Origin of the sequence: Thalassomonas sp. RHCl1 (assembly GCF_947387555.1) — a bacterium.
In the GTDB taxonomy this organism is placed as follows: domain Bacteria; phylum Pseudomonadota; class Gammaproteobacteria; order Enterobacterales; family Alteromonadaceae; genus Thalassomonas.
This window is the reverse complement of record NZ_CANDNZ010000001.1, coordinates 1,121,752-1,148,021: the sequence shown is the minus strand read 5'-3', so window position 1 is coordinate 1,148,021 and position 26,270 is coordinate 1,121,752. Positions and strand designations below refer to the sequence as shown.

General features: G+C 47.3%; 19 protein-coding genes. 5 read left to right on the top strand and 14 right to left on the bottom strand.

The window, feature by feature from the left end:
• The first annotated feature begins 216 nt into the window (after positions 1–216).
• Positions 217–3,222, top strand: coding sequence for an ATP-binding protein (locus tag QL234_RS05100; RefSeq protein ID WP_281556752.1), 3,006 nt, complete (start codon positions 217–219; stop codon positions 3,220–3,222).
• A 242-nt stretch (positions 3,223–3,464) separates the two neighbouring features.
• On the opposite strand, the gene QL234_RS05095 is transcribed toward QL234_RS05100, so the two are convergent.
• The 4 genes from QL234_RS05095 to QL234_RS05080 form a co-directional block, all read right to left on the bottom strand.
• On the bottom strand, positions 3,465–6,578 hold the full coding sequence (locus QL234_RS05095; protein WP_281556751.1) for a two-component regulator propeller domain-containing protein: 3,114 nt from the start codon (positions 6,576–6,578) through the stop codon (positions 3,465–3,467).
• A 292-nt stretch (positions 6,579–6,870) separates the two neighbouring features.
• On the bottom strand, positions 6,871–8,463 hold the full coding sequence (locus QL234_RS05090; protein ID WP_281556750.1) for a S8 family peptidase: 1,593 nt from the start codon (positions 8,461–8,463) through the stop codon (positions 6,871–6,873).
• Between the two features lie 705 nt (positions 8,464–9,168).
• Entirely contained in the window at positions 9,169–9,420 is a 252-nt protein-coding gene (locus tag QL234_RS05085) for a hypothetical protein (RefSeq protein ID WP_281556749.1), read from the bottom strand.
• Positions 9,421–9,425: 5 nt separating this feature from the next.
• Positions 9,426–10,001 (bottom strand): class I SAM-dependent methyltransferase, encoded by a 576-nt coding sequence (locus QL234_RS05080; protein WP_281556748.1) that lies wholly within the window; start codon positions 9,999–10,001, stop codon positions 9,426–9,428.
• Between the two features lie 122 nt (positions 10,002–10,123).
• Between QL234_RS05080 and QL234_RS05075 the strand changes: the two genes are divergently transcribed.
• Together QL234_RS05075 and QL234_RS05070 are read left to right on the top strand one after the other, a co-directional pair.
• A complete protein-coding gene (locus tag QL234_RS05075; protein ID WP_281556747.1) occupies positions 10,124–10,369 on the top strand; it encodes a hypothetical protein in 246 nt (81 codons plus the stop codon).
• Positions 10,370–10,472: 103 nt separating this feature from the next.
• Complete coding sequence (locus tag QL234_RS05070; protein ID WP_281556746.1) at positions 10,473–11,192, top strand: 4'-phosphopantetheinyl transferase superfamily protein; 720 nt, start codon at positions 10,473–10,475, stop codon at positions 11,190–11,192.
• Between the two features lie 37 nt (positions 11,193–11,229).
• On the opposite strand, the gene QL234_RS05065 is transcribed toward QL234_RS05070, so the two are convergent.
• From QL234_RS05065 to QL234_RS05035, 7 genes are all read right to left on the bottom strand, one after another.
• Positions 11,230–12,030, bottom strand: coding sequence for a slipin family protein (locus QL234_RS05065; protein WP_281556745.1), 801 nt, complete (start codon positions 12,028–12,030; stop codon positions 11,230–11,232).
• A 2-nt stretch (positions 12,031–12,032) separates the two neighbouring features.
• On the bottom strand, positions 12,033–13,415 hold the full coding sequence (locus QL234_RS05060; RefSeq protein ID WP_281556744.1) for a nodulation protein NfeD: 1,383 nt from the start codon (positions 13,413–13,415) through the stop codon (positions 12,033–12,035).
• Between the two features lie 100 nt (positions 13,416–13,515).
• Complete coding sequence (locus tag QL234_RS05055; protein WP_281556743.1) at positions 13,516–14,307, bottom strand: hypothetical protein; 792 nt, start codon at positions 14,305–14,307, stop codon at positions 13,516–13,518.
• A gap of 1 nt (position 14,308) precedes the next feature.
• The gene (locus QL234_RS05050) at positions 14,309–14,779 is read right to left on the bottom strand and encodes a CreA family protein (RefSeq protein WP_281556742.1); all 471 of its coding nucleotides are present in this window, start codon (positions 14,777–14,779) and stop codon (positions 14,309–14,311) included.
• 114 nt (positions 14,780–14,893) lie between these two features.
• Positions 14,894–15,304, bottom strand: coding sequence for a CBS domain-containing protein (locus QL234_RS05045; protein ID WP_281556741.1), 411 nt, complete (start codon positions 15,302–15,304; stop codon positions 14,894–14,896).
• 66 nt (positions 15,305–15,370) lie between these two features.
• A complete protein-coding gene (locus QL234_RS05040) occupies positions 15,371–16,822 on the bottom strand; it encodes a dihydrolipoyl dehydrogenase (RefSeq protein ID WP_281556740.1) in 1,452 nt (483 codons plus the stop codon).
• A 97-nt stretch (positions 16,823–16,919) separates the two neighbouring features.
• Positions 16,920–17,651, bottom strand: coding sequence for a glutathione peroxidase (locus QL234_RS05035; protein WP_281556739.1), 732 nt, complete (start codon positions 17,649–17,651; stop codon positions 16,920–16,922).
• Between the two features lie 358 nt (positions 17,652–18,009).
• On the opposite strand from QL234_RS05035, the gene QL234_RS05030 reads away from it, so the two are divergent.
• Complete coding sequence (locus QL234_RS05030) at positions 18,010–18,558, top strand: CHRD domain-containing protein (protein ID WP_281556738.1); 549 nt, start codon at positions 18,010–18,012, stop codon at positions 18,556–18,558.
• A 92-nt stretch (positions 18,559–18,650) separates the two neighbouring features.
• On the opposite strand, the gene QL234_RS05025 is transcribed toward QL234_RS05030, so the two are convergent.
• From QL234_RS05025 to ppiC, 3 genes are all read right to left on the bottom strand, one after another.
• Complete coding sequence (locus tag QL234_RS05025) at positions 18,651–21,593, bottom strand: hypothetical protein (RefSeq protein WP_281556737.1); 2,943 nt, start codon at positions 21,591–21,593, stop codon at positions 18,651–18,653.
• Between the two features lie 150 nt (positions 21,594–21,743).
• Entirely contained in the window at positions 21,744–22,523 is a 780-nt protein-coding gene (locus QL234_RS05020; RefSeq protein ID WP_281556736.1) for a hypothetical protein, read from the bottom strand.
• Between the two features lie 118 nt (positions 22,524–22,641).
• Positions 22,642–22,920: a peptidylprolyl isomerase PpiC gene (gene ppiC / locus QL234_RS05015; protein ID WP_044830819.1), complete on the bottom strand. Its 279-nt coding sequence runs from the start codon at positions 22,918–22,920 to the stop codon at positions 22,642–22,644.
• Positions 22,921–23,202: 282 nt separating this feature from the next.
• On the opposite strand from ppiC, the gene pepN reads away from it, so the two are divergent.
• Positions 23,203–25,872, top strand: coding sequence for an aminopeptidase N (gene pepN / locus QL234_RS05010; protein ID WP_281556735.1), 2,670 nt, complete (start codon positions 23,203–23,205; stop codon positions 25,870–25,872).
• The last annotated feature ends 398 nt before the right edge of the window (positions 25,873–26,270 follow it).

Genomic DNA, 26,270 nt, shown 5'->3' with positions numbered 1-26,270 from the left:
AAGTAATCCGTGGCCGACATCGCAATGGCGATATAATAATCAGCCGAAATCGCTGCTTTGTGCCAATAAATACCAATTTTTAATCCAGCTCCCTACTTGCTGTTAATCGGTTGTTATTATAGATTAACGACCACGGAAAACGTGCAAAGACGTGTTAACCGTCAATATACGAAATAAAAACAAATAAAATATTATAAGAAAAACAGGGCACTTTTTTTGCAATTATCAAAGCAACAACTCTTATCCTTAGTTCTATTTGCGACCTTTATCCCGTACGCTTTGCTTGAGCGTTGGTTGTCGTTTTCCCAGCAGCAACTGTCTGATCTGGCCCTATTATTATTGCAATTTACCAGTATAGGTTTTCTACTGCTATGCGCTAAAAAAACCAGCTCACGCTCGCTGAAACTCTTCTGGCAATATTTAATTTTCGCCATTGTTTTTATCCTGTGCGCTTATTTGTTGCCGCAGAACATTAATTATCTCGCCCAGCTGCTGTCTAAGGACTTCTTGTCCCTGTTTATTTATTTTTTCATTTTGCTGGCAATAGAAACCAACCCGCACTTAGGTGATGCACCGCCAAGCAAATATATCAGCGGCCGGGTACCGGCGATTATCTTTACCGTGCTCTGTTATGGTTATTTTATCTTATTGCCTGCTGAGTTTGCCGATGAGCTCTACCAGCAGCTTAAACCTTCATACCTGTTCCATATACTGATCACCGGCTTAATTGCCATGCGCCTGTTCGTCTGCTTGATCAGTTGCCAAGATCATTTCTGGCGCCAGACCTTTTTCTTGTTAACCCTGGCGGCAGTGGTGGTGCTGATAGCCAAAATCATGCGCTTTATCGCCATTGACAACAATATTTTCATCACTAAAAGTTACCTGACCACCTTAGTGCAGTTATTGCCCTATTGCCTGATCATTTTTGCCGCCTATATCACCTTAAAGCATCCCGGACATCCGGTTGTCATCAAAAGGGAAAGCAACCCGGAAATTTACACCTTGTCCTTAATGCTGGTGATGATAGGCCTGCATCTGGCCGGCCACGAACAACAATACTTTTATGCTCTGAAAACCCCGTTGCAGGCCGCTGTTGTCACCCTGTGGCTGATAATCGGCGCCATCCTGCTTTATATGATTTACCGTCAACGCCGGGATTTATCCGCCCAGCAGGCCCTTAATATCCTGGAGCAAAAAGAAGAAATTAAGGAGTTGACCTCAGCCAACCACAAGATCACCGATGCCTTCCTTAACAGTGAAGATAAAGCCATAGTGCGGGCATCCAATAATGCCATTCTCACCACGTCCATTCAGGGGGAGATCTTGTCGGCAAACCCGGCAGCTGTACAAATGTTTCAAAGCCTGGAACAGGAATTAAAAGGCACCAATGTCAGCGCTTTATTTTCAGACAAGGATGAGATGTTTTATTTCTTTGATTTTCAAAGTAATGTCTACTCCCTGCAGCGTAAAGAACTGGGCATATCCGTGGAATGCAGCGCCATGCGCTCCGATGGCACCGAGTTCCCGACCCAGGCGGAGTTACAATGGGCCGTGCGCGAAGCCCAGCCGCTGATCGTGATCACTTTTATCAACCTGACGGCGCGCAAACTCGCCGAAAAACAGGCACTGGAGTTAAAAGATAAATTCATTGCCAATATTTCCCATGAGTTCAGAACGCCGTTAACCATAATCAACGGCATTATCGACCGCTATATCCTAAAAGGCAGCAACGAAGAAGAAAACGACGACCTGACCACGGCAAAAAGAAACGGCTTGCGTTTAGTGCGTATGGTGGAACAGTTACTGGAATTATCCAGGTTAAGCGATAATCCGAAATTATCCCTGGATACCTACCGGCTACAAACCTTGATGGCCATGCCGCTTGATTCCTTTTGCCGCCTGTCATCCCAGAGTAAACTGGAGTTCTCCAGCCAGATCCCGGACGATCTCTGGATCGAATGTGATGCCCAGGCCTTTGAAAAAATCATCTTTAACCTGCTCGCCAATGCCGTGAAATATACTCCGGCAGGCGGTTTTATCAAGGTCAATGCCTATACCGAGCAGGACACCATTATTCTCGATATTATCGACTCGGGCATAGGCATCAATAAACAGTCACAAAGTAAAATTTTCGAGCGCTTTCAGCGGGCCGATGATGTCTTGAACCAGGGCACCTTCGGTGTCGGTATCGGTCTTTCCCTGGTCAATGAACTGGTGAAAACCCATAACTGGCGGATTAACCTGGTCAGCGAGCAGGGCCAGGGCAGTAAATTCAGCCTGTCTATCCCTATGGCCAGCCCCAGGTTGCAGGAAAAACAATTACCCATTAGTTTATCTGAAAATGAGGTCTCCTCCTTACTGGAAGAACAACGTACGGTATCAAGCAGCCAGGCAGAGCATTCCCATCAGGTGGTACTGGTGATTGAAGATAATATTGATATGCAAAGTCATATCAAACAGGTGATAGAGCAAAGACACCATTGTATTCTCGCCGGCAGCGGTGAATTAGGCCTTCAGCTGGCCAATGAATACCTGCCGGACCTGATTGTCTGTGATTTAATGCTTACCGGCATCGACGGTTTTGAGGTGTTGCAGCAAATCAAACAAAATGAAATGACCGCCCATATTCCGGTGATTTTATTAACAGCGCGCTCGGATTTGGAAAGCCGCTTGCAGGGACTGAATTTAAATGCCGATGAATACCTGAGCAAGCCTTTTAATCATAACGAGTTGCTGACGCGGATCCAGAACCTGATTGAAAACCGGCAAAAGTTACAGCAAACCTATCTCAATAAGTTCCAGGATACCCAGAAGCAGGAGCGGCGTATCACCTCGCAGGAGAATGTCTCCAAACTGGCGGAAGATAACAGCGAAAGCGTCAACCAGGATGAGAAGTTCCTGAATAAGCTCGAAGCCATGGTAGCAAAACATTATTCAGACCCGTCATTGGATATCAGTGCCTTATCAAAAGAGCTGGCTATGAGTGAACGCCAGCTGCAAAGGCGGATCAAAGTGCTGCTGGGCACGACACCGAATAACTTTATCAAGGAATTCAGGCTGAAAAAAGCGCAGGAATTACTCAAAAGCGGCGCCCAGATCGGACGTATCGCCCTGGATGTCGGTTTTTCTTCGCAAACTTATTTCGGCCGCTGTTTTAAAGAGATGTTCCAGTGCACGCCTAAACAATATCAGCAACAAGTGCAAACCGATGAAGACACGTAAATTACCGGCTTAACTTCACAGCAATGAAATAACAGCGCCGGGAGAACAAGCGAAAGCTTTTAGTAACCCCTTGGTATTTCAAGTTGTTACTGCCGGCACTGTAAAAGCATAACCTAAACAGCTCCCCGGCATTAACAGCGATCAGCTGATTCGTTCTTGCCAGGTAACAACTTCAGATAATGATAAACGCCAGGGCGCCTTTACAGCCTCCTGGCGATGATTATTGAGGGTAAGACCAGCGTTTATCCCTGTTGCACCTTAACCAGATTAGCCATATCTTTAAGTGCTTGTACCTGCAGCACCTCTAAATAATTAAAAGGCTGAATTTTCGGGCCATATAACCCCAACCACTGGGTATTCTCGGTTTTCCCGACCATCTTCAAGCCATGCTCGGTAAGGACGCTCACCTGGTCCCAGGTTAACTCCATTGGCTGCTCAAAATTAAACGGATAGAAAGAATAAGCCATATCTACCTGGGTCAGTCCCCCTAAGATATGTTCAAACCTGTCACTGAGGCGAATAGCCAGCTCGCGGGCATTTTCTTCTTTTTCATAGCCGATAACGGCAAACGTATCTTCAGACCAGCGGATCACCAGGTCATCCTGGTTGCGGCTGTACAGCAGCAAATCCGTCAGATTTAGCAGCTGACTGTTGTTTACCTGGCTGGCATCGCGCAGCTTAACCATAAAAATATACAAGCGGGGTAAGATACTGCGCTGAACCGGCAAGATATTCTGGTGGATTTGCGACATCAGTTGACTGGCCTGCTCGATATAAATATCCAGATAGCGGCGGCTTTTCACTCCGGTGAGTTTATCTATGGTCGCGGCATTTTCCAGTTGCTTATTCGCCTGTTCAAGTTCAACATTTTTTAACTGAAATTCCTGGGTTTTATCTTTAATTTGTTGCTTGAGAAAAATTCTTTGTTGCTGCTCTAACAGTAATTTCCGGTGTAAAAAGCGCGAATAAGCTAAAATGGCCACAGCTATGGTGATGATATAGAGTAAATAAGCCCACCAGGAAAACCAGGGAGCGGCTTTAACTATGATATCTAAGGTGCGCGGCTCGCTCCAAACATTATCATTATTGCCGGCGATGATCTGCAGCTGGTAATTGCCGGCGGGCAGATTGGTATAAGTGGCCCTTCTCAGCTTACCGGCATCTATCCACTCTTGATCAAAACCCAACAAGCGATATTTATAAAGGGTAGACTCGGGTTCGAAATAGTGGAGGCCGACATATTCAAAGGAGATCAGGTGATCATTATGGTCGAATACCAGAGAAGTCAATGCCGACAGCGACAGGTCAAAAGTCATGCTCTCATTAAGCTTTAAAATATTGGTTAACTTGACCTCCGGCGCCGGCTGATTTTGACCTATCTCATCGGGATTGACACTGGTAAAACCTTTGGTACTGCCAAAATACAGACGGTTGTCAAAAGCCGTAAATACCGAGCCACTGACATATTCCAAGCTGCGCAGGCCGTGACTGGTGTCGAAATGTTTAAAACTATCATTCTCCCGGGAATAACGGGATAAGCCATGATTTGAGCTAAACCAGATATTGCCAATGCTATCTTCGCTGATACCGTAGGCGAGCCGGCTTTTCATCCCTTTCTGGGTATTAAAATGTTCAAACTCATAATTTTCATTCAACAAGTTTTTCTGGCTCAGTAAATTAAGGCTTACCTGGGTGCCGGCCCAAATATTTCCCTTACTGTCCTGGAACATGTTATGCACCACATCACTGCTGAGACTTTTACTGTTATTTTCATCATGACGGATATAAGCAAAACGCTCTGTTTTTGGATCAAAACGATTGAGACCGCCACCATAGGTCGCCAGCCACAGATACCCCTGTTTGTCTTCTAATATCTGCAGAATATTATTGGTGTTGGGGCCCTTCCCTGACACCGGCGTCTTCATTTCAAAACGGGTAAAGGTACCGTCATCATTCAAGCGGTTAATGCCTTTATGGTAAGTGGAGACCCAGAGTATGCCCCTGCTGTCCCGGATAATATCAGTGATACTGTTCGCCGACAGACTATGTTGATTCAGGTGATCATATTTAAAGTTTTCAATGTCCCCTGTATCTAAAGTCACTTTAAATAATCCCGCCGCCCGGGTCCCCACCCAAAGGGTATTTTCTTCGGCAGTAAGGGTAATAACCCTTAAACCCTTAAAGGCCTTATTAAAAGCAAAAGGAGTTATTTTATCGTCTTTGAGGGAGAGCTCGTAAATACCGTCGCTGTAATTGCTGATAAAGATTTTCCCGGACTCGAGCTGGGTAAAGCCCATAATAGGGTCATTTTTTAGCGCCGGATATTTTTGTGCATCATATTGATTAAAAGTGGTCATATTCGGATGCCAGCGACTCATACCGTAGATGGTACCAATCCACATCATCTGATTCATGTCTTCAAAAAACGTTAACACATAATCATTGGTGAGACTGTAGGGGTTGCTGGGGGAATGGCTGTATCGTTTAAAGTTATTGAGCGCAGTATCATAAATAAGCATACCTTTGTCTGTGCCTATCCAGATATTGCCATGGCTGTCCAAGTACATGGCTTCAATATTATTACTGGAAAGTGAACGGTAGTTACTTTCATCAAACATATAATAACTGTAATCAAAGTTATTGCTGTCATATTTGAGCAAACCGCCGTCAAAGGTCCCTATCCAGACATTATCAGCCTCATCCTGAATCAAGGCCTTAATGCGCTTACCCGCTGCATATTCTTGACCATCCCTGACTATCGGCTGTGCTTTAATAAAATTTCCTTGCAAATCAAATACAGAAATACCGCCGCCATTGGTCCCCACCCAGACTTCCTGCTCTGAGACCTGCAAAATTGTTTCTATGCCGTTATGGGTCAAGCCCTGGCCAACAGCACCATTTTTAACGATTTTTTTGACTTGCCACGGCTCTTGCTGACGAAAAATGATATTAAGCCCGGACTCGGTTCCCAGCCAGATATTGCCGGCACTGTCTTCCATCAGCACATTGACATTATTGTCGGTTAGCGCCAGGGTTTCATTTTTTTCGGTGAAGTTAATAAAATCCCGGCTGGTTTCACGGTATAAACTGACACCGCCGTCCCGGGTTGCCACCCATAACTGCTCCTTGCTATCCACCAGCAAGTCACTGACGGTATCGCCGGCTAAAGAGTTTTTATCTGAAGAGTCATGGTGAAAACGCATTAACTGATAACCGTCATAGCGGTATAAGCCTTCCTGCATGCCAAACCACATAAAGCCGTCTTTATCCTGGGCGATAGCTTTGATGTACTGATAAGACAAGGGGTTGTTCGCGGGAAAGGGCTTTAATGAATCAAGTTCCTTGGCCATAGCCATAGTCATGGCCAAGGACAAAACAAACAAAGTTATTGGAATAAAGTATTTTTTCACTGGAATATTAATCTGTTAGGAAATGGATAGATGATAAATTTAAAATAGGCTGAAATAAAGAAATTCACTCTGGCCCTTGGGCCCGCCCCCTCAAATAAACAGATACTTCACTTTATGCCTCCATGCTGATAGCTACCCTTAGAAAATTTCCAGGATATTATCACAAATATAAACTTTTACGTCTAATAAAGAAAAGCCACTTAAAAAGTGGCTTTTCTCTCTATGACTCATTGAGGGATTACTGCTGTTCTACCCAGTTATTCACCTGGATAGTTTCACTGCTGTCAAAGTCTACACTCGTCTTCCAGATCAGCAGATCGGTATCAAGCATGGTCTTCCAGATAAGAAGGTCCGTCTCAAAAAAGCTTTGCAGTGGCGATTTGTCCACGGTAACACTGGCTATTTCATAACTGCTGTCAGACACCTCAAGCACGGCTGTTTTCCAAATCAGTAAGTCTGTGGCGACATCACCTTGCCAGCTTACAGTTTTATCAGAGATAACGGCTTCATCGGTAAATTGGCTATAACCACTTGTCTGCCCTTCGATGGTGAAGTTCTTATCGGCATCAACACTGGCCGGTCCTTGATAATGTTGCAGTCCGGCAATATCCAGTGCAATATCCATGTCCTGGTTGGCGCAGGCACTGTCGGTGCTGTTAACTGCATCTGCGGCATTGATTAAACCCGCTCCCTGCTGAAAAACACTATAGGCTAAACTGCCGTCATTGTTCAGGGCGGCCTGAGCAGAAGACATCAGACGACATTTAATATCATCCGGCGTTAACGACTGGTCATTGGCTAACATTAGTGCCGCTACGCCTGAAACAACGGCGGTTGCCTGAGATGTGCCCGTCATCTCAAAGTAGTTACCGCCAAGTTTATACTTAGGATACTCTTGGGCAATCTGTGCCTGCTTAGACATCAAACCGGCAATATGACCGCCCGGTGCAATTAAATCTGGCTTGACAAAACCTTCCACAGTCGGGCCTGCGGAGCTAAAGTCTGCCAATCTGTCATCACTTAAATCATTGGGCGTATAATTATCTGTCATCGCACCCACGGTAATAATATAAGGCACATTACCTGGCACGCCGACTGTCATCGGGGTAGCCCCAAGGTTGCCGGCAGATGCCACTACCACTATACCTTCACTCCAGGCTTTCATAACTGCCTGATTCAGCGGATCTTCCCAGTATGAGGAGCGCACCGGACCGCTAAAGGACATATTTAATACCCGCAAATTAAATCTGTCTTTCTCCTGTACCGCCCAGCCGATACCGCGAATAACATCCGCATAAGTTGCCTTACCTTCGGCATCAAAAGCTTTAATCCCTAATAAGCCGGCATTGGGGGCTATGCCGTAGAGTTTGCCGTTTGCATCCCGGTCACTGTTAACGGCAATACTGGCAACATGGGTACCATGACCACTTTCTTCACTGTAGTTATAAGTACTGAATTCATCTGTAACAGCATCATATGATCCGCAAAAGTCCATGCCGCAAAAACGCCCGTAACCATCTTTTTGTGCGGCAAGTCCGGGGAACAATTCAAGTCCGGTATCAAGAAAGGCAATAGTAACCCCTTCGCCATAATTGGCCTGGTATTGCACCGGGGCCGCTTCGATCAAATCATTAACCACTGACGGTGGTCTGTTAGCGCGTCTTGCCCGGCTGTTGGCACTCAGTTCCACTTTATGGTTGCTGGTCACCTTAATATCAAGTTGCTCTTTTAACAGTGACAATTGCTCTGTCGTCAGCTCAAGTGCCAAGGCGTTAATAATTTTTAGCTCATGGCTCGGCGTGACATTCAGCTCAGCAACTTTTGATTTCAATAAGTCATATTGCTGGGCACTGATAATATAAGACTGAGTCTGCGCATCAGTTTGATCTGGTGTTGCTACTAGCCAAGATGTAATGCTAATAACCGTTAACAATGAGAGTGTAGTAAATATTTTTTTCTTTGATGCGATCAACATTATTTATCCCCTTCTATCGTCCTTTAATTATTAAAATTTTTAAAACATCCTGACTAATCAGTTTATTGTGAGTTTTAAAATAAAAAATCCAGCCCAATCCTTGGGCTGGATCAAAAGTACCGACAAGTATTATGCGTTGGTACTTTATGCGTATAGAGCAAACAAATGAATATTGGCGAAACCTGTCTGGTTATTGTTATTAGTTTTCAGCCATACTCGCTAGCTATCTCTGCTCTGTTAATTACTGTTGTTAACATTTTTGTTTAATGTTACCTCAGTCCCCAAGGTATTTTTTATCTACTTACATTCTTACTTCAAAGTTCCATCTAATTACAAATATAAGATAATCAAACAATTCAACCTGTTACCAAGTTAAACATTCAACAACACCATATTTAGCTTGCAGTGATACTAGCATTTGCAAGATTCTACTCTAGCAAAAAAACGACAGCTTTTCATACATAAACGACAACAAAGATAAAACACATTGTTTACAATGGGTTAAATAGCATACATTTTGATTTGTTGTTAATGCTTGATAAAAAATATGGATCAGCCGCGTCAACTGACCCTGACTTTACCGCCGATAATTTTCAATGCCGGGGCGCCGCGGATCAGACAATCACGGGCGAAGTTTTGCTGGCAGCCGGGGCATTGCCCTTCAATTTCGGTAAAATCTTTGACGATACGCTCTTTAAAACATTTCACTAAAGCGCCCTTGCCACCTTTGCGATAATAAAAGAGTTTTGCCCTACAGCGACTGCAGATGATGGTGACCCGGGTAACCGGGCCTTTTTTATTGGGTTTTGCCAAGCTGTCTATTCATCCGGTTTAACGGCAACAATACGGGCAAGCGCCTGTTTGGTGCCCTTGCTTTGCACTATACCTTCAAAATAATGGCGGACATGCCAGTTAGCAAAACAATCCGCCAGCTCCCCCGGTTCAAGTAAAAAGTCCGGATTTTTAGGGCGGCCAAATTCCGCCTGTGCCCGGGTAAAGGTTTCATAAACGATCACGCCGCCGGGAATAATCGCCTCTTTAATTTGCGCCATTAACGGCCGGTGCAAATAGCGAAAAACCACTACCGCAGAAAAGCGTTTATCTTTAAGGGGAGCACTGCCCGGCAACTCAAAATCCTGGTGCCAATAGGAAGCAAGCGCTTGTCCGTGTTTTGTTAAAGCGTTTGCCTGCTGCTCTACCTGCGCCAGGGCATCGGGGTTAATATCGGCAAACACTACAGGCAAATTTTGCTTAAGCAGATAAAGGCCGTTACGGCCAAACCCACAGGCCAAATCCAATACCGGCAGGCTCTCAGCCTTATTTTGCTGGCAGGCAAGTGTTAGCTCATTGAAAAACTCAGTTAATAACGTCGAGGGATCTTGTTGTTGATGCATAACTTACCAATATAGCGATAGCGGGCGGACAGAAAGCCTAATATATCATAACGGCAATTAAAAAAGTCCAGTAAAACTATCCAGGCTAACTATACTCAAGGCAAAGAAAACATAGGGAAATCATGATGAATAACAAAACTGCTCTATTACTGCTCCTTTGCCCCGCCCTGCTGCCTGGTTGCAGTAAACATGAACCGGTACCGCAGAGCCAGTGTGACAAAGTCGTCGCTCATGCCAAAAAAGTTTTGGGTAGCAAGGCTCCTTCCACGGCAGAAATGAATAAACAATGCCAAGGGGCAACAGATGATGCCAGAGGTTGTGTCCTGGCCGCAGACAAACCGATGAAATTACTCAAGTGTGATTTTTGACAGCTTTGCTAACCGGCCATAAGTGAAAGCGGCGGGTTTTATTTTCCCTTGTGTTTGATTATGCGGGTATACTGGACGCCTGCCTTAACAAACACGGTTAACAATGGAAAAGCTCCCCCCGGTAACAAAAAATATTAACGCCATCAGCCTGGAGTCCCCCTTGTGCCTGATGCTTTTTGACAGCAATGTCCTGAGCCAGGCCCACATTGGCGAACTGGCAGAAAGCTGGTTAATCGCAGATGAAAAGCAAATACTCGACAAAAGAAGGCTGCTGACCGCCAAAAAAGAATTTGTCGCCAGCCGGGGCATGATAAAACTCGCTCTTGCCCGCCATTTTCAACTGGATGTTCAGGCAATCAATATCCACTTCGATCAACAAGATACTTGCTTAAAAGCCTCCCGTTACCAGCAAGCTAACCCGGAAACGCAGCAAGAGCTGCTGCCGGTCCAGATTTGTATTTCCCATTCCCACGGCAAGGTACTGGTGGCCATGAGCATGCAAAGCAACCGCTTGGGGGTCGATTTGGAATGGCGTAAACCGGAGCGGCCCTGGCTGAAACTGGCCCGGCATTTTTACCATGCCCGCGAAATTACCCGGATAGAACAGGGAGGCGTAGACAGCTTCTACCGGATATGGACGTTAAAGGAAGCGCTGGCCAAAGCCATCAAGCAACCCATTGCCCGCTTACTGAGCCAGGATATCATCCCTATGCTTGACCCCTTTACGGTCATGTCCAGCCAGCATCAGGACTTTGATATCAGCCTGATCACCGATTTGCCCTTAGCCCAGGTTGAGCTGACGGTATTGGATGCCCTTTTCTAAAAATGAAGATTCATCATCAAATCAGCGGCTAAGCACACTAGGGTTTATCCGCGCCCTCTTTTTCCCCGCCCTCTGCTCCTCCGGTAAACAGCCCCTTAAGCAAATCGAACGGCATCGGAAACAGGATAGTAGAGTTTTTCTCGCCGGCAATTTCCGTCAGCGTCTGCAAGTACCTGAGTAAAATGGCATTGGGCTCGGCGGCCAGTTTATTGGCCGCCTCCACCAGCTTGTCGGACGCTTCCATTTCCCCCGAGGCATGGATCACTTTGGCACGCCGTGCCCGTTCGGCTTCCGCCTGGCGGGCAATGGCACGGATCATACTTTCGTTTAGATCCACATGTTTGATTTCAACATTGGACACTTTTATGCCCCAGCCATCGGTGCGGGCATCGAGTATCGCCTGGATATCGGCATTAAGCATTTCCCGGCTCGCCAGCATTTCATCTAAGTCGTGTTGCCCCAGCACAGAGCGCAAGGTGGTTTGCGCCAGTTGCGAAGTGGCGGAAAGATAATCCTCGACATTGATAATCGCCTTTTGCGAGTCTATCACCCGAAAATACAGTACGGCATTGACCCGGACCGAGACATTATCCCGGCTGATCACATCCTGACTGGGCACATCCATCACCACAGTACGCAAATCCACCCTGACCATCTGCTGAATAATGGGAATAACGATGATCAGCCCCGGCCCTTTAACCTTATAAAAGCGGCCAAGTAAAAAAATCACCCCGCGCTCGTATTCGCGCAAGATACGAAAGGCGCTGATCACTATGGCGGCGAGAAAAAATCCCAGTGCGGTAATAAAAAGCTGGCTGCTGTCTAAAATAGGTTCCACGGTTAGTTATCCTCTTTTTTTGTTTTTACCATTAATGTCAGCCCCTTAATCTCGCTGACCCCCACCACTTGTCCGCGGGATAATGTCTCATTACTTTGTGCCGCCCAATGCTCACCGTTAAAGAGCACCTCCCCCTCCCCGGTAAAATCATCTACGACAATCACATCCGCCCCCAGCATTTGCTCCTGACCACTGACCACGGGCGCGCGCCGACTGCGCCATAAAAATCCCAACACAAAGATAAAAAATAATCCCGAAGCAACGGCGACAGAAATAATCAAAGGCAGGGACACCTGAAAATAAGAAATGTCGGTATCGATAAGAAAAATTGAGCCGACGACAAAAGCCACTAAGCCGCCGATACCAAAAATGCCAAAACTGGGCATGATCGATTCAACTATCAATAAACAAATGCCCAGTAACAATAACCCGGCACCGACAAAACTCACCGGCAACAACTGGAAAGCATATAAAGCAATCAGCAAACAAATACCGCCGATCACCCCGGCAACACCTATCCCCGGACTGTAGAATTCCAGGATCAGACCATAAATCCCCACCAGCATTAAAATATAGGCAATATTGGGATCGGTAATGGTGGAGATAAACTTGTTGCGCCAGTCGGGGCTTTGCTTCACCAATACCGCATTGACCAGGTCCAGCACCAGGGTTTTTTGTTTAACCTGAATCTCTTGCTGGTCGAGCTCAGTTAATAACGCCTCGGGAGAATCAGCGATAAAATTGATCACATTTTCTTTGAGTGCTTCGGCGGCGGTCAAAGTCGCCGCCTCGGTCACCGCCAGTTCCGCCCATTTTTCATTGCGCCCTCTCAGCTGGGCCAGGGAGCGCATATAGGCAATGGCATCGTTGAGAATTTTTTTATCCATGGCGGAAGGTTTTTGCTGCTCGGCTTTATCATCCTGGCCCGGCGTGGTTGGACCGGTTATTTTTACCGGGGTTGCCGCCCCTAAGGTCGTCGCCGGCGCCATAGCCGCAATATGACAGGCATAAAGAATATAGGTGCCGGCACTGGCAGCCCTGGCCCCCTGGGGATGCACCAGACAGGCAACGGGAATATCCGAGTCCAGAATAACCTGGTTGATATCCCGTAAACTGGAACTTAAGCCCCCCGGAGTATCCAAAGTCAGGACAATCAGCGGGGTTTGCGGCGTCAGGTTCGCCCGGGTAATTTCCGTGACCAGGTAATCTTTCACCGCGGGACCTATCGCCCCGCTAATGGTTAATAGCGGCACCTGGACCGCCGCCTGCCCGGCCCGGGCTTTGCTGATAACAGAACTGAATAAACCGTCGCCGGAAGTACCCGGCACTAAAGTGCCAAGAAATACCAGGGTAAGAAAAGAGAATGCTAACAGCCAACGAAACATCAGATAAATCCAATGATTACCAGTGTTAACTGTTAGTGTAGCCGAGTAAATCCTTTAGTGCTTAATGCCTTGAGCAATCACCCGGCAGCTTAAGTGCACATCAGTTTACAGCGGCAAGCAACGCCGGATTAGGCGAGTGTTTCACCTTTTGCATCAATTCCTTGTAGGCCTTTTTATAGGTGCCTTTTAAATGGGGTTTTAACTGACCGAGCACTGTTTTAGCGGGGATCGCTTTTAATACGCTAAACAGGGCCAGGCAATAAAGCATTTCCTGCTCCGGCAAGGCCACTTCACGGTTGGCACGGGGGTTATAACATGAACCGCAGCCCCCTTTAAACTGGTAGGCGGTATTGGCCAGCATCACACCAAAGCCCATAAAACAGGCCACCAAATCCACCGCCTGGGGCATAAACTCCTGGCCCCCCGGCGGCAAATGCCCTTGTTGCATAATCAGCACCGCAGACAGAGACTGGGCATAAGAGGCGATCAGATCCTGGGGCTGGTTGATTTGATTCGGGTTATAACTGATCAAGATATTTTGCTGGCCGTTAATATCCCCGGCAATAACCGGGGTTGAGCCTTTGCCGCGTACGGCCCCGGCAAAAGATAATTTCGGCAGGTTTTGCTGCTGGTAATATTGAGGTTGCACCAACTGCACCGGCCAGTGCTGCATACCGGCGTAAGCCAGGGTTTTGTCAAACACCGACTGCGCCATTTCACTGATGCTGCTGACCTTACCCGGATAAAAGTCATTGGTGGGTAAAATCAACTGGGTATCGGCTTTAAAGACATTGAGTTCAAAATGCTCCAGCGCCCAGGCAAAGGTATCTAAGATCCACTCGCTGGAGCCGCTGTCCAGCACAGGTTTGCTGTTAAATAATCCGGCTAACATATTATTTTTTCTCCTGCATCAATGCCCAGTCCCAGCCCTTGGTATTATACAGGGAGACGGTAGATAAAGAATGATGATGACTGCCGCTGGATTCTTTGGTGGAGTATGACAGATAAATCAACGTCTTATTTTCAGCATCATAAATACGTCTGACCTTGAGGGTTTTAAAAAGAATACTCTTGGACTGAGTAAAAACTATCTCGCCATTTTTACTGCGGTCTATCTTTGCCAGCTGCGCGGCATTGATTTCCCCGGTCTGACGACAGGCAATGGACATATCGGAAGGGTCGGAAAAGTCCAAATCCGCTTCGATATGGCTGATATGACAGGTGACACCGGTCACCTTAGGATCGACATTGGCTTCAATCACCACATCCTTAGTGGTAAAAAGCCCGAGGCTGACCTTACCGACATCATCCGAGCATCCGGACAATAACGCCCCTGCGGCCAGGGTTAGTATTAATTTTTTCATTACAGTCACTTTTTCTGTAAAAGGTTCATCTTTATTGCCCTATACGCTAACAAAAAAAGTGACTGAAATCCCGACTATTTTACCTGGCGCTAACTTTCCCGGCAGCACCTGCGACTATGCCGGCTGGCAGGATTGATAATGCTTATTCAAGGCAGACAAGACATCAGCACGGTACAGCATGCCGACAAACTTGCCACTTTCAAGCACAGGATAACTTTTCGGCCGCTGGCTGTTCATGCTCTGGGCAATATCAAAAATGTTCATCGTCGGTGTTACCGTCACGACTTGCGTTTGCATAAAATCGCTAACCTTGACCGCGCCGTCACAATAATAGCTGCCTTCGAGTAGCGGCTTGATCAAATCCTGCTCGGATACAAAACCAACTAATTCATTTTGCCCGTTAACCACAGGTAAAGAAATCGCCTTGGCATCTTGCAGCAGTTCTATTGCCTGACTCAAAGGTGTGCTCTCATCGAGCTTAGTCACATCCGGGGTTAAATAATCTTTTACTAATAACGTTGTCATAAAATCCTCCGATTTTTATCTGTTTCGTGATCTTTTCGTAAAGCAAAGCGCTTATTGCCAAGTACTTTATGCTCCCGGGCCACACTCGATACAGTGAGAAATAATTTCCGGTCCCAAGTGTAATTTGGCATTTAAATCCCTTAAGGCGGTACGTACCCCTTCCTCTATCACCGGGTGGTAAAAAGGCATGTCCAGCATCTGCGCCACTGTCATCTTGTTTTGCACTGCCCAGGATAACAAGTGGGCAATATGCTCTGCCGCCGGACCAAACATTTCCGCCCCTAAAAACAATCCGGTCCCTTGCTGGGCATATACCCGCAACATGCCTTTGTTTTTCAGCATCACCCGGCTGCGGCCCTGATCTTCAAACGAGACTTCCCCGACGGCAAAACACTGACAACTGCCGTATTCCTGCTCTAGCTGGCGATAACTTGCCCCCACCATGGCAATCTGAGGATCGGAGAACACCACGGAAATAGGCGTACGTCTTAGTCCGGGCTTGGCGCCATGCAAGCGCCCGGCGTTATCTCCGGCAATCTTGCCCTGATCCGCCGCTTCATGTAACAGCGGCAACATGTTGCTGGCGTCACCGGCGATAAAAATATTACTGGTGCCGCATTGCATGGTTTTTTCGTCCGCCAGCGGTACGCCACGTTCGTCCAGCACTAAATCGGTATTCTCCAGCCCTAAATTATCGGTATTGGGGCGACGGCCGGTAGCAGCCAGTAAATAATCAAACTGCTCTACCACTTCCTCGCCTTCAAGGTTAATAAAGTTCAGCTCAGCTTTATCGCCGACTTTTTTCATGGACAAGACTTTGGCATCGGTATCAAGGTAAAACTCCTCGGCTAATTTGGCTTTACTGTAAGCGGCAACCTCAGGGTCTGTCAGCGGCCCCAGGGCTCCGCCGATACCAAAGACCTTCACTTTGACACCTAAACGGTGCAGCGCCTGTCCCAGCTCCAGACCAATCACGCCGGGACCAAAAACCGCTACCGATTCAGGTAAATCCTGCCAGTCAAACAGATCATCATTAACAATCAGGCGATCGCCGACATTGTTAAAAAAGCCCGGATAACTGGGACGTGAGCCGGTCGCTATCACCACACGTTTGGCATTGATCAAGGTATGATCATCAACCTGTAACTGGTGATTGTTGATAAACCTGGCTTTACCGCGAATTTTATCCTGCTCGGGAAAATCTTCGACGGTATCAACCACAAAACCGGCGAAGCGATCTCTTTCCTCACGCACCCGCTTCATCACCGCTTTACCATGTACCACAGGCGGCACTTCAACCTGGATACCAAAAGGGCTGGCTTCGTGTATCTGATGGACTTTTTCTGCAGCGGCAATTAATAACTTACTCGGCATACATCCCACGCGGGCACAGGTAGTGCCATAAGGACCGTTTTCAATTAAGATCACCTTGTCGGTATGGGCTTTTGCGGCCCGGTATGCTCCTAACCCTGCCGTTCCGGCACCAAGAATCGCAACATCGGTATTGATGATTTTCATTTTACTTCCCCAAAAAAGAATGATGACAAGTTTGTCGCTGAGAAAAATTTTGCCCGGCGGGACTATAACTTCAATTACAGCCCGCCGTCAGAGGTGATTACTGACCGAAGTGTTGTGCTAACGCTTCACTGCCGCCGATTAACTTACCGCCGATGAAGACTTGCGGCACGGTTTCATTACCGGATATCGCTTTTAAGCTGGTTAAACTGGCATCTTTGCCCAGAACGATTTCTTCAAACGCCAGTCCCTGTTCGGTTAACAGCTCTTTGGCTTTCTTACAGAAAGGACAACCGGGTTTAGTGAATAAAGAAACCGCTTCCGGCTTTTTCGCCTGTGGGTTAATGTATTCCAGCATGGTATCGGCATCGGACACTTCAAACGGGTCGCCGTCAACTTCCGGCTCGATAAACATTTTTTCCACCACACCGTTTTTCACCAGCATAGAGTATCTCCAGCTGCGCTTGCCAAAGCCTAAGTCATTTTTGTCAACCAGCATGCCCATGCCGTCGGTAAATTCGCCGTTACCGTCAGGGATCAGGGTGATGTTGTCAGCTTCCTGATCCGCCGCCCAGGCATTCATCACAAAGGTATCGTTTACCGACATACAGATAATGTCGTCAACGCCGTTAGCCTTAAAGGTATTGGCCAGTTCGTTAAAACGCGGCAAGTGAGTGGATGAACAAGTTGGGGTAAAAGCACCGGGTAATGAAAAAACCACTACGGTTTTGTTGGCAAATAATTCTTCCGTGGTGCGGTTGACCCACTGATCGTTATCACGTGTTGCAAAAGTTACCGCCGGAATAGTTTGACCTTCTTTATTGTTTAACATGATTAAGCTCCTGTTGAATTCATCTATCGTTGTTTAAGTATTAGGTTAAGCGTAAGGCAATTTCATTTACTTGCCCGTTTCAATGAGTTCATTATCAGCCAAAGTTGGAAAACAATAAAACAAATTAAAACTATCATTACAATCGAAAAAACAGATTAGATTTTTTCTGTATATCCTGAGCGGCGGCAGATAAAGGCTGTCGGTGTTTTTTACAATTTTACCTGCCGTTATGCTTTCTCAGCTTTTTTCAAAAAAGAATTTCCAAGAAAACAAAAAACTAGCAGAAATGGTTTAAATTATGCCTGACTTTTTGCCGAGAGAAATGCCATAAACCTTTATTAAACAGATAGGAAAAGTCATGATAAAAGCACTGAAAACCGGCAAATGGCCGGCGATAATTTGTTTTATGCTCAGCCTGTTACCAGGCCTGGCCAGCGCCAGTTTAATCACCTATCAAATGGAACTTGATGGTCTGCAAGAAGTCCCCGTTAGCGATCTCGACGGCACCGCCAGCGGCACCATCAGCTTTGACGATGTCACGGGTTTAATTTCCTGGGACTTGACCTATGCCAATATCGATACGCCCCTTGCCATGCATATCCACGGTCCGGGAGGCACTGTGGGTATCAATGCCGGTGTCTTCATCGACCTTGGGGTCAATACCTCAGGTGGTGCCAATACCCTGATAGATTCCCTGGTGGCCAACCTTGCGGATGTAAATACCATCATTAATGCGCCCGAAGGTTTTTATATCAATGTCCATACCGCTGAATTCCCCCCGGGCTCTGTCAGAGGGCAACTGGGCAATGTGCTGGTGCCGGCACCCGCCACTTTGCCCCTGCTGATATTAGCGGGTTTGTTACTGCTGCATAGCGCACGTCAAACAAGGGGCAGGATAAAACGTTAAAGGCTGTTGCTGTTACCATAAAGTCAATCCCATGTTCACTCTTGGCCGGACCCGCAAGAGCAAGAGTGAACAGATAACCAAAACCTCCGCCGCTATTTAAAGTTGTACATTAAAGACAGCGACAGCATGTCTTCATCCTGATGCCACTGGTTTTCAAACCAGTTAACAGAAAATTTCAAATTTAGCCCGTCAAGTAACGCACTGGTATTATCCACCGAAGTCATCATTTGCAGGCCATAGGAAGATAAAGCTTTTGCCTGGTCGGTTTTATGCCTGAGATAGAAAAAGTCCAGACTGTTAAAGCGCATATTTATCCTGTGCTGGCGAAAGCGAAAACCGCTTTGCCATGCCAGAGGGAAGCGTGAATCCAGCAACTCCTTACTCGCCAGCTCACTCGAGGCAGACGTGAGCTGCCCGCCAAAAGTTAACAGACCATAGTCGGGTATGGTGCCGGATAAATCATGGTCCCTGTAGGCATAGCCTAAATGCATGTCCTGATAACCCATCCGGGTGGACAGGCCGTAATCAAAGCGCTGCCAGTCTTGTCCATCGCCGTGATAATCCATGGCCAGGGCATTAAGGCCAAAGCCGTAATGAAACTTGCCGATGGCATCATCAAAGCCAAAGTCCCCCTGCAGGCGGTAATTCGTTGACTTAAACTCGGCCAATGGCCTGGTGACTTTCTCATGGCCAAGCCCCGCCCTTAAGCGCAGGCGGCTGTTGTCTGTTAAATATATATTCCGGGAAACTTCCCCGTTTACCGCTTTAATGCGCTGTCGCAAGTGCTGCCCCCGGTAATCGTTATCAAGCAGCTCGGCATATATCTTGATATCGGACAAGGTGCTTTTGAGCTTTAATGCGCTGTTTTGCTGTAAATCGCCGTGACTCCAGGCAAGCTGCCAGCGCAGCCTTGCAAACGGATCACCTCCCCGGGCAAGCAGTTCCACGCCGCGATCCACATCGCTGATATAAGTGCCAAGTGCCAAGGTTGCCACTTGCGGTCCCGGCCCGTAAGCTTTACTTTCGCCGGCTATTGGGTTTATTTTTTCCCCGGGCAAAGAGGCAGACGACAGTGGATTGCTTACCGGCAATAAGCTGAACATGCCATGGGCAAACGCCTTGTCCGCCTGCTGATTCATATCACTGATATCTTGCGAATAGGTATCCTGCCCCCGGCTGGTGGTTGCTAAATAAAACAAGCGGTTTTCATCCAAAGCAAAGGCCGCGGTGCTGATATGGCTTCCCCGGGTTAATTGCTGCCAGCTGTTATTTTCCAGGTTTAAGCGATAGACATTGATCCCCTGCGCCTTGTTGCTGCTTTTGCTATCGGCGTGGCTGTTTTTACCGCTATAGCTAAAGTAAAGTCCCGAAGGCTGCCAGCGCAGATAAGAAAGATAATTTCCCTGCAGCGGCAGCTTAACCACCTGCCATTGCTCCTTGGCCAAATCATAAAGATGAATGTGCCAGTGTTTTTCATAAAGGGCCATCAGGGCTAAACGGCTGCCGTCGGGAGACAGGGTCAGATTATCCATAGGGTAATTAAAGCGCTTTTCGCTCACTTCTTGCCAGCTACCGTCTTTAAGGGAAATTTTCAGCAGCTGGTTAAAACCGGCAAAGTGTGAAACCGCCAGTACCGAATTTTTGTCCGCACTCAGCACATAATCTTGCAGCCGCAAACCTTGGCTGAGCTTATCTACCTGTCCGCTTTTCAGGTTCACCTTTGCCAGTTCAAAACCCAGTTCATGATTGTCCTGTCTTTGATATTGCAGCACCAGGGCATGTTGCTCGTCCAGGTAGCGGGCGCGGTGCCACTGGTGCTTTTTATTGCTTTTCACCCTATACAGGGCTTTTGGATTAAACACCCGGGGGCGGGTATCGGCAACATCTAAAGGGTCTTTGGCCAGCAGCTCGCGGTTATTTTTTTCAAACTTTTCCCTGGCTTTGCTATTTTCATCCAGGCCAAACACACTCAAGCTGATATAACCTTTTTTATCCTGCTCAAGTTGCAATATGTGCTTTTGATCCAATGAAGGCTCACTGCTGAGCACTTTAAAGCCATTGTCCTGCCATAACTTCCCGCTTGACTGCACTTCCCCCAGAGCCTGCCTGGCCCGGTAAACCTGCTCGGCGACAAATTGCTTATAGAGGGTTTCCGGCGAGTCGAGAAACAAACCGGTAAAGGCCTGCTCAAACGAGCGATATTTTACCGCGGTAGCACGACGCCATAAATGCGATAATTTCTCCGCGCCGTATTCTTGCTGCAACCAGTAGAGGAAAGCACTGCCCTGATAATACATCATGCTCCGACCCAGATAACGCTTGCTACCGTTGAGCTCACCATAGCTCGGCAGCTGACCTTCAATCGCCCATTGCTGCAATAAGCTTTTGACATAGTCACTGTGAACACGGCCCTGCCCGGTAAACTCCGTTTCGATAACCGTCGCATAACCTTCGGCAACCCAGCGGGGATAGCGGCCGGCATTGATGGCATCGGCTTCGAGCAAATAAGGATCCAAAGTGGAACGCCAGCTCCTGCCCGGCTCGGCCAGATGGATTTTATGGGCCAGTTCATGACTGAGCACTAAGTCCAGCCAGTCGCTGTAAAATCCCAGTCCCTGCTCGGAACGGGGAGCGCTGGTGTACAGCTTGAGTAAGGAACCCGCCGCCATAGGCAAAGCCGTACCATTGGCCCGGTGGAGCTCGTCAACGATCACCAGGTCGAGTTTTTCTTCCTGGTTAAAACCTATGCGTTTGCCGACATCAAGGTAGACAGCATCAAAGCGCCTGGCGATTTCCCCGGCAAAAACCTGATAGTCCCTGTGAAAATGAATTCTGCCATAGCGGGTTGTCAGGGTTTGCAGCGCATCCCCCCCTGCACTTTCAGCCGACAAACCTTGTGATTGATTTAAAGAGAGAAAAGCAGAGTTATCATTTGCGGGGCTTTGGGGTTCATCGATGCTTTGCGGATATACAGCAGCCACAACAGGAAAAAAAGTGGCAGAAAAGAAAAAAGCCAGTGCCGGTATTATTCTCATCAGATAGAAGCTCCCTTTGCCTTGTATTAGCGATTTTTGTTATTACCATTCGCGAACATCATTTTAATGCCCGAAGGTGGCAATCACAAGCTAGTACAAGACTGTCGGGAAACGAAACCGGCAGCCAAAGTAGCTGATAAAGCGAGAAGTTTAACGCCCGTGTCCGTTCATCACCACTTCACCGCGGATGTTACTGACATCGACACTGCCTGAGCCGTCCGCCAGCAATTCAAAACGTCCGGCCTGATCAACACTGATGCTGCCCGAACCGTCACGAATCACCACTTCCCCTTCAACCGAGCTAATATCAATGCCACCTGAGCCATCGCTGATCACTAAGTCTCCCGCCACCGAATGTACTTCAATGCCTCCCGAACCGTCGGTAATATCCAGGTTTTTCCCAATGTTGTCGGCGGTGATCAAACCTGAACCGTCATGAATATCAACCTGGCCGCTAATATTGCGGATATTGATATAACCGGAACCATCAGCAATTTTAGCCTTGGCGACACCGTCAACCTTGATAAATCCAGAGCCATCACGGATATCCAGTGCCAGTGTTTGCGGTACCAGTACCGTCAGATCAATATTGGTTTCATGATTATCATAACGATCATCGCGACAGCTTGCTGACTCCAGCAGCGCCTGATTATTGTTTCGGGTTAAAGACAGGCAGTAATTATCATGCGGCTGCTCCTGGTATACTTTGGCGGTAACCTGGATCTGATCAATATCGGCAGATTTAACTTCCATCGAGCCGGCGCCGGCTTCAATCACCAGCTCCGACATGTTTACCACTTCCAGGGTTAAGGTCCTGGTTTTTTGCAATGTCTTGTCATGCCCGAAGCCCATGTGGCTCATTGCCGGTTGGCTTAGAATTCCCTGGCCCAGTAATAGGGCGCCGGCAGCAAATGCAGTTACTTTATTCATAATAAACCTTTATTGTTATAGCGTTTCGTTATCTAAATAAGTGACGCCAAACCACAAAAAGGTTTAAAAGCAAAATAAATAAATTTATAAAAAACTCAAAAACCAGGTAAGCCTTTGATTAAGTACGATAAATTGTTTTAATCAAATGATAGCCAAAACGGGTTTTTACCGGGCCATGCACTTTAAGCACTTCTTTTTTAAAGACAACATTATCAAAAGCTTTCACCATCTGACCGGGACGAAACTCCCCCAGATCGCCGCCTTTTTTCCCGGACGGGCAAATGGAATGTTTGCGGGCAACTTTACCAAAGTCGGCGCCTTTGGCGATTTCCTCTTTTAATTTTTGCGCTAATTTTTCACTTTTTACTAAGATATGATGGGCACAGGCTACGGCCATAATACTTCTACCTGAATAACGACGAATTTAAGGTGATTATACCAGTAGCGGACCACTTTGATCACTGATTAAAACCTTGAAAAGGCTTTATCCCCAAAAGCCGCTCGGACTGGCCAATTTCCTGTGCTGCCCCTTACCCTGGCTGGAATTTATTGATAACATCAATGCCCCTGCCGGTCCAACCACAGCGTGAGCAGATAAACAGAAAAATTATCACCACAAGATACCGGCTTCTTGATTGCAAAATAAAACCTGGAAACAGGTCAAAGGAGAATATTACAAATGGCGATTTTTAAGCCAGGAAGGTGCCGGTGGCTAGCTGTAAGCGCATTAAGCTCAGCCCTTGCTTTAAGCAGTTGCAGCTCGGGTCCCGACGGAGTTGGCGCAGGCAAACTGCGGGATAACAGCGAATTTTTATCCGGCGAGTACGCCAAACAAAGATCGGCCCAGATCAGTAATCTTAATTACCAGTTATCCTTGAAAATAGACCAGACCAGCGAGTCTTTCAGCGGCAGCAATAAAATCACCTTTGATCTGGATAAAAACGATAACCTGCCGCTGACCGTAGATTTTGAAGAAGGTGAGATAACCTCTGTTACCATCAACGGCCAGGCGGCGGCCTTTAAATTTGATAAATGGTTTATCACCATCCCCCAGCATCAGTTGGTCAACGGCCAAAATACCCTGGTCATTGATTATTCACGCAAATATTCCACCGACGGTTCGGGTTTCCACCGCTTTGTGGATCCCAAGAATAAAGAAGTCTATTTATATACCGACTTCGAACCCTATGACGCCAACCGTCTGTTTCCCCATTTCGACCAGCCGGATCTCAAAGCCCGTTATACCCTGGACGTCATCGCCCCCAGCCACTGGCAGGTCATTTCCACCACCCGGGAAACCGAAATAAAAAGTGAGGGTGAATTTAACCACTGGTATTTCCCAATCTCGGCAAAAATATCTTCTTATGTTTTTGCCTTACATGCCGGCAACTATGCGGTCTGGGAAGATAAGTTCGAAGATATCCCGCTGCGGCTGTTTGCCCGCCAGAGCCTGGCGGAAAATGTCAAAACAGACGACTGGTTTACCCCGACCAAGCAAAGCTTTAAATTTTTCAACGACTATTTTGATATCCGCTATCCCTTTGGCAAATATGATCAAATCATAGCCCCGGACTTTAATTCCGGCGCCATGGAAAATGTTGCCGCGGTCACCTTCACCGAGTCCTATGTCAGCCGCGGCGAAAAATCGACCCGGGCACGCATGAACCTGGCCAATACCATAGCCCATGAAATGGCCCATATGTGGTTCGGCGACCTGGTTACCATGAGATGGTGGAACGGTTTATGGCTTAATGAAAGTTTTGCCACTTATATGGCTAACCTGGCCATAGACAGGGCCAGTGACTTTACCAATACCTGGGATTATTTTTATACCGGCATGAAGCAATGGGCCTACCGCAGCGATGATTCGGTCAATACCCATGCCATTGAACTTGAGGTGCCGACCACAGGCGATGCCATGACCAACTTTGACGGTATCACCTACGGTAAAGGGGCTGCCGTGCTTAAGCAGGTTCACCATTATCTGGGTGAAGAGGAATTTCGCACCGGTGTCAGCAACTACCTGAAAAAATTTGCCTATAAAAATACCGACCTCGATGACTTTATGACAGAATTGGGCAAGGCTGCCGGCAAAGACTTAAGCCAGTGGACCCAGGATTGGCTATACCAGCCGGGATTAAACACCATAGAAGCCAGCTATCAGTGTGAAAACGGCAAGGTTTCCTCCTTTACCCTGAAACAAACGGCCCCTAAATCCTACCCGACCCTGCGTGAACAAAGGGTACAGGTTGGTTTATATAACTATCGGCAAAACAGCATGGCGCTTACCGATAAAATCGCCGTGACCTATAAGGGCAAGTCCACCTCAGTAGACGATGCCATAGGAAAAAACTGTCCGGATCTGGTCTATCCCAACGAGGGAGACTGGGGTTATGTCAAAGTCAATCTCGACCCCATGTCTTTAACTGCCGTCAAGCAGCATATTAATGCCCTGGACAATGCCACCATGCGCATCATGTTATGGCAAAGCCTGTTTGACAGTGTCCGCGATGCCAAGCTCCCGGCTGCAGAATTTGTCGATTTCGCCCTGAAAAATATCCAGGGGGAGCAAGATCATAATGTCAGCAGGAAAATTGCCTCCAGCTTAACTTCGGCGCTGCATTACCTGGATATGCTCACCTACCAGCAACGCCGCGACTACAGCGACAAGCACAACCAGGTGGCAGAAGTTTATTATCAATTACTGAGCCGGGCCAAAGCCGGCTCAGATGCGCAAAAATTATGGTATGGCCGCTTTGTCTCCGTCGCCAGATCTGACAAGCATCTGGCAATGTTGGCGGATATTCTCGATCACAAGCTCAGTTTTGACGGCCTGGCCATAGATCAGGACAAGCGCTGGGCCCTGGTCGCCCAACTTAACCGCTACCAGTTTGCCAACTACCGGCAAAGACTGACGGCGCAAATTGAGCAGGATAACAGCGACACAGGTATCAACTACAGCTTCTATGCCCGGGCACAGCGCCCGCAAGCGGAAGAAAAAGCAAAATTGTTCGATATCCTGCGCCATAATCCTGAGCAGTTAAAACTCGCCCGCTTGCGTTATATCATGGCCGGCCTGTTTCCGGCAGAGCAACAAGCCTTTAAAACCCCTTACCGTGAGGCAATCATCAGCAAGATGCGGGCATTAAATGAGCAAGCTAATTACGGGCTGCTAAACGCCTTCACCCGTATCATGCTGCCCAAACAATGTACCGCCGATAATGAAAGCTTCCTGTCAGAGTTAGTAAAAGAGTCAACTGACATAAAGCCTGTGGCGTTAAAAAGCATCAGAGCCACGCATCAGCAGGTCAACCGTTGTAATAAAATCCTGGCTTTAATGGAACAATAAGGGCAAAGGGAAAGCCGCGAGATGCATTAGGTTCTGTAAATCGTCGGTCCTGTTCATCCGTGAACCCACGACATACTTTACGTCCTGTAAATCGTCGGTCCTGTTCATCCGTGAACCCACGACATACTTTACGTCCTGTAAATCGTCGGTCCTGTTCATCCGTGAACCCACGACATACTTTACGTCCTGTAAATCGTCGGTCCTGTTCATCCGTGAACCCACGACATACTTTACGTCCTGTAAATCGTCGGTCCTGTTCATCCGTGAACCCACGACATACTTTACGTCCTGTAAATCGTCGGTCCTGTTCATCCGTGAACCCACGACATACTTTACGTCCTGTAAATAAAAGGCCAGACGGTTTGACTGTCTGGCCTTTTTGTTGGATATGGTTTAAG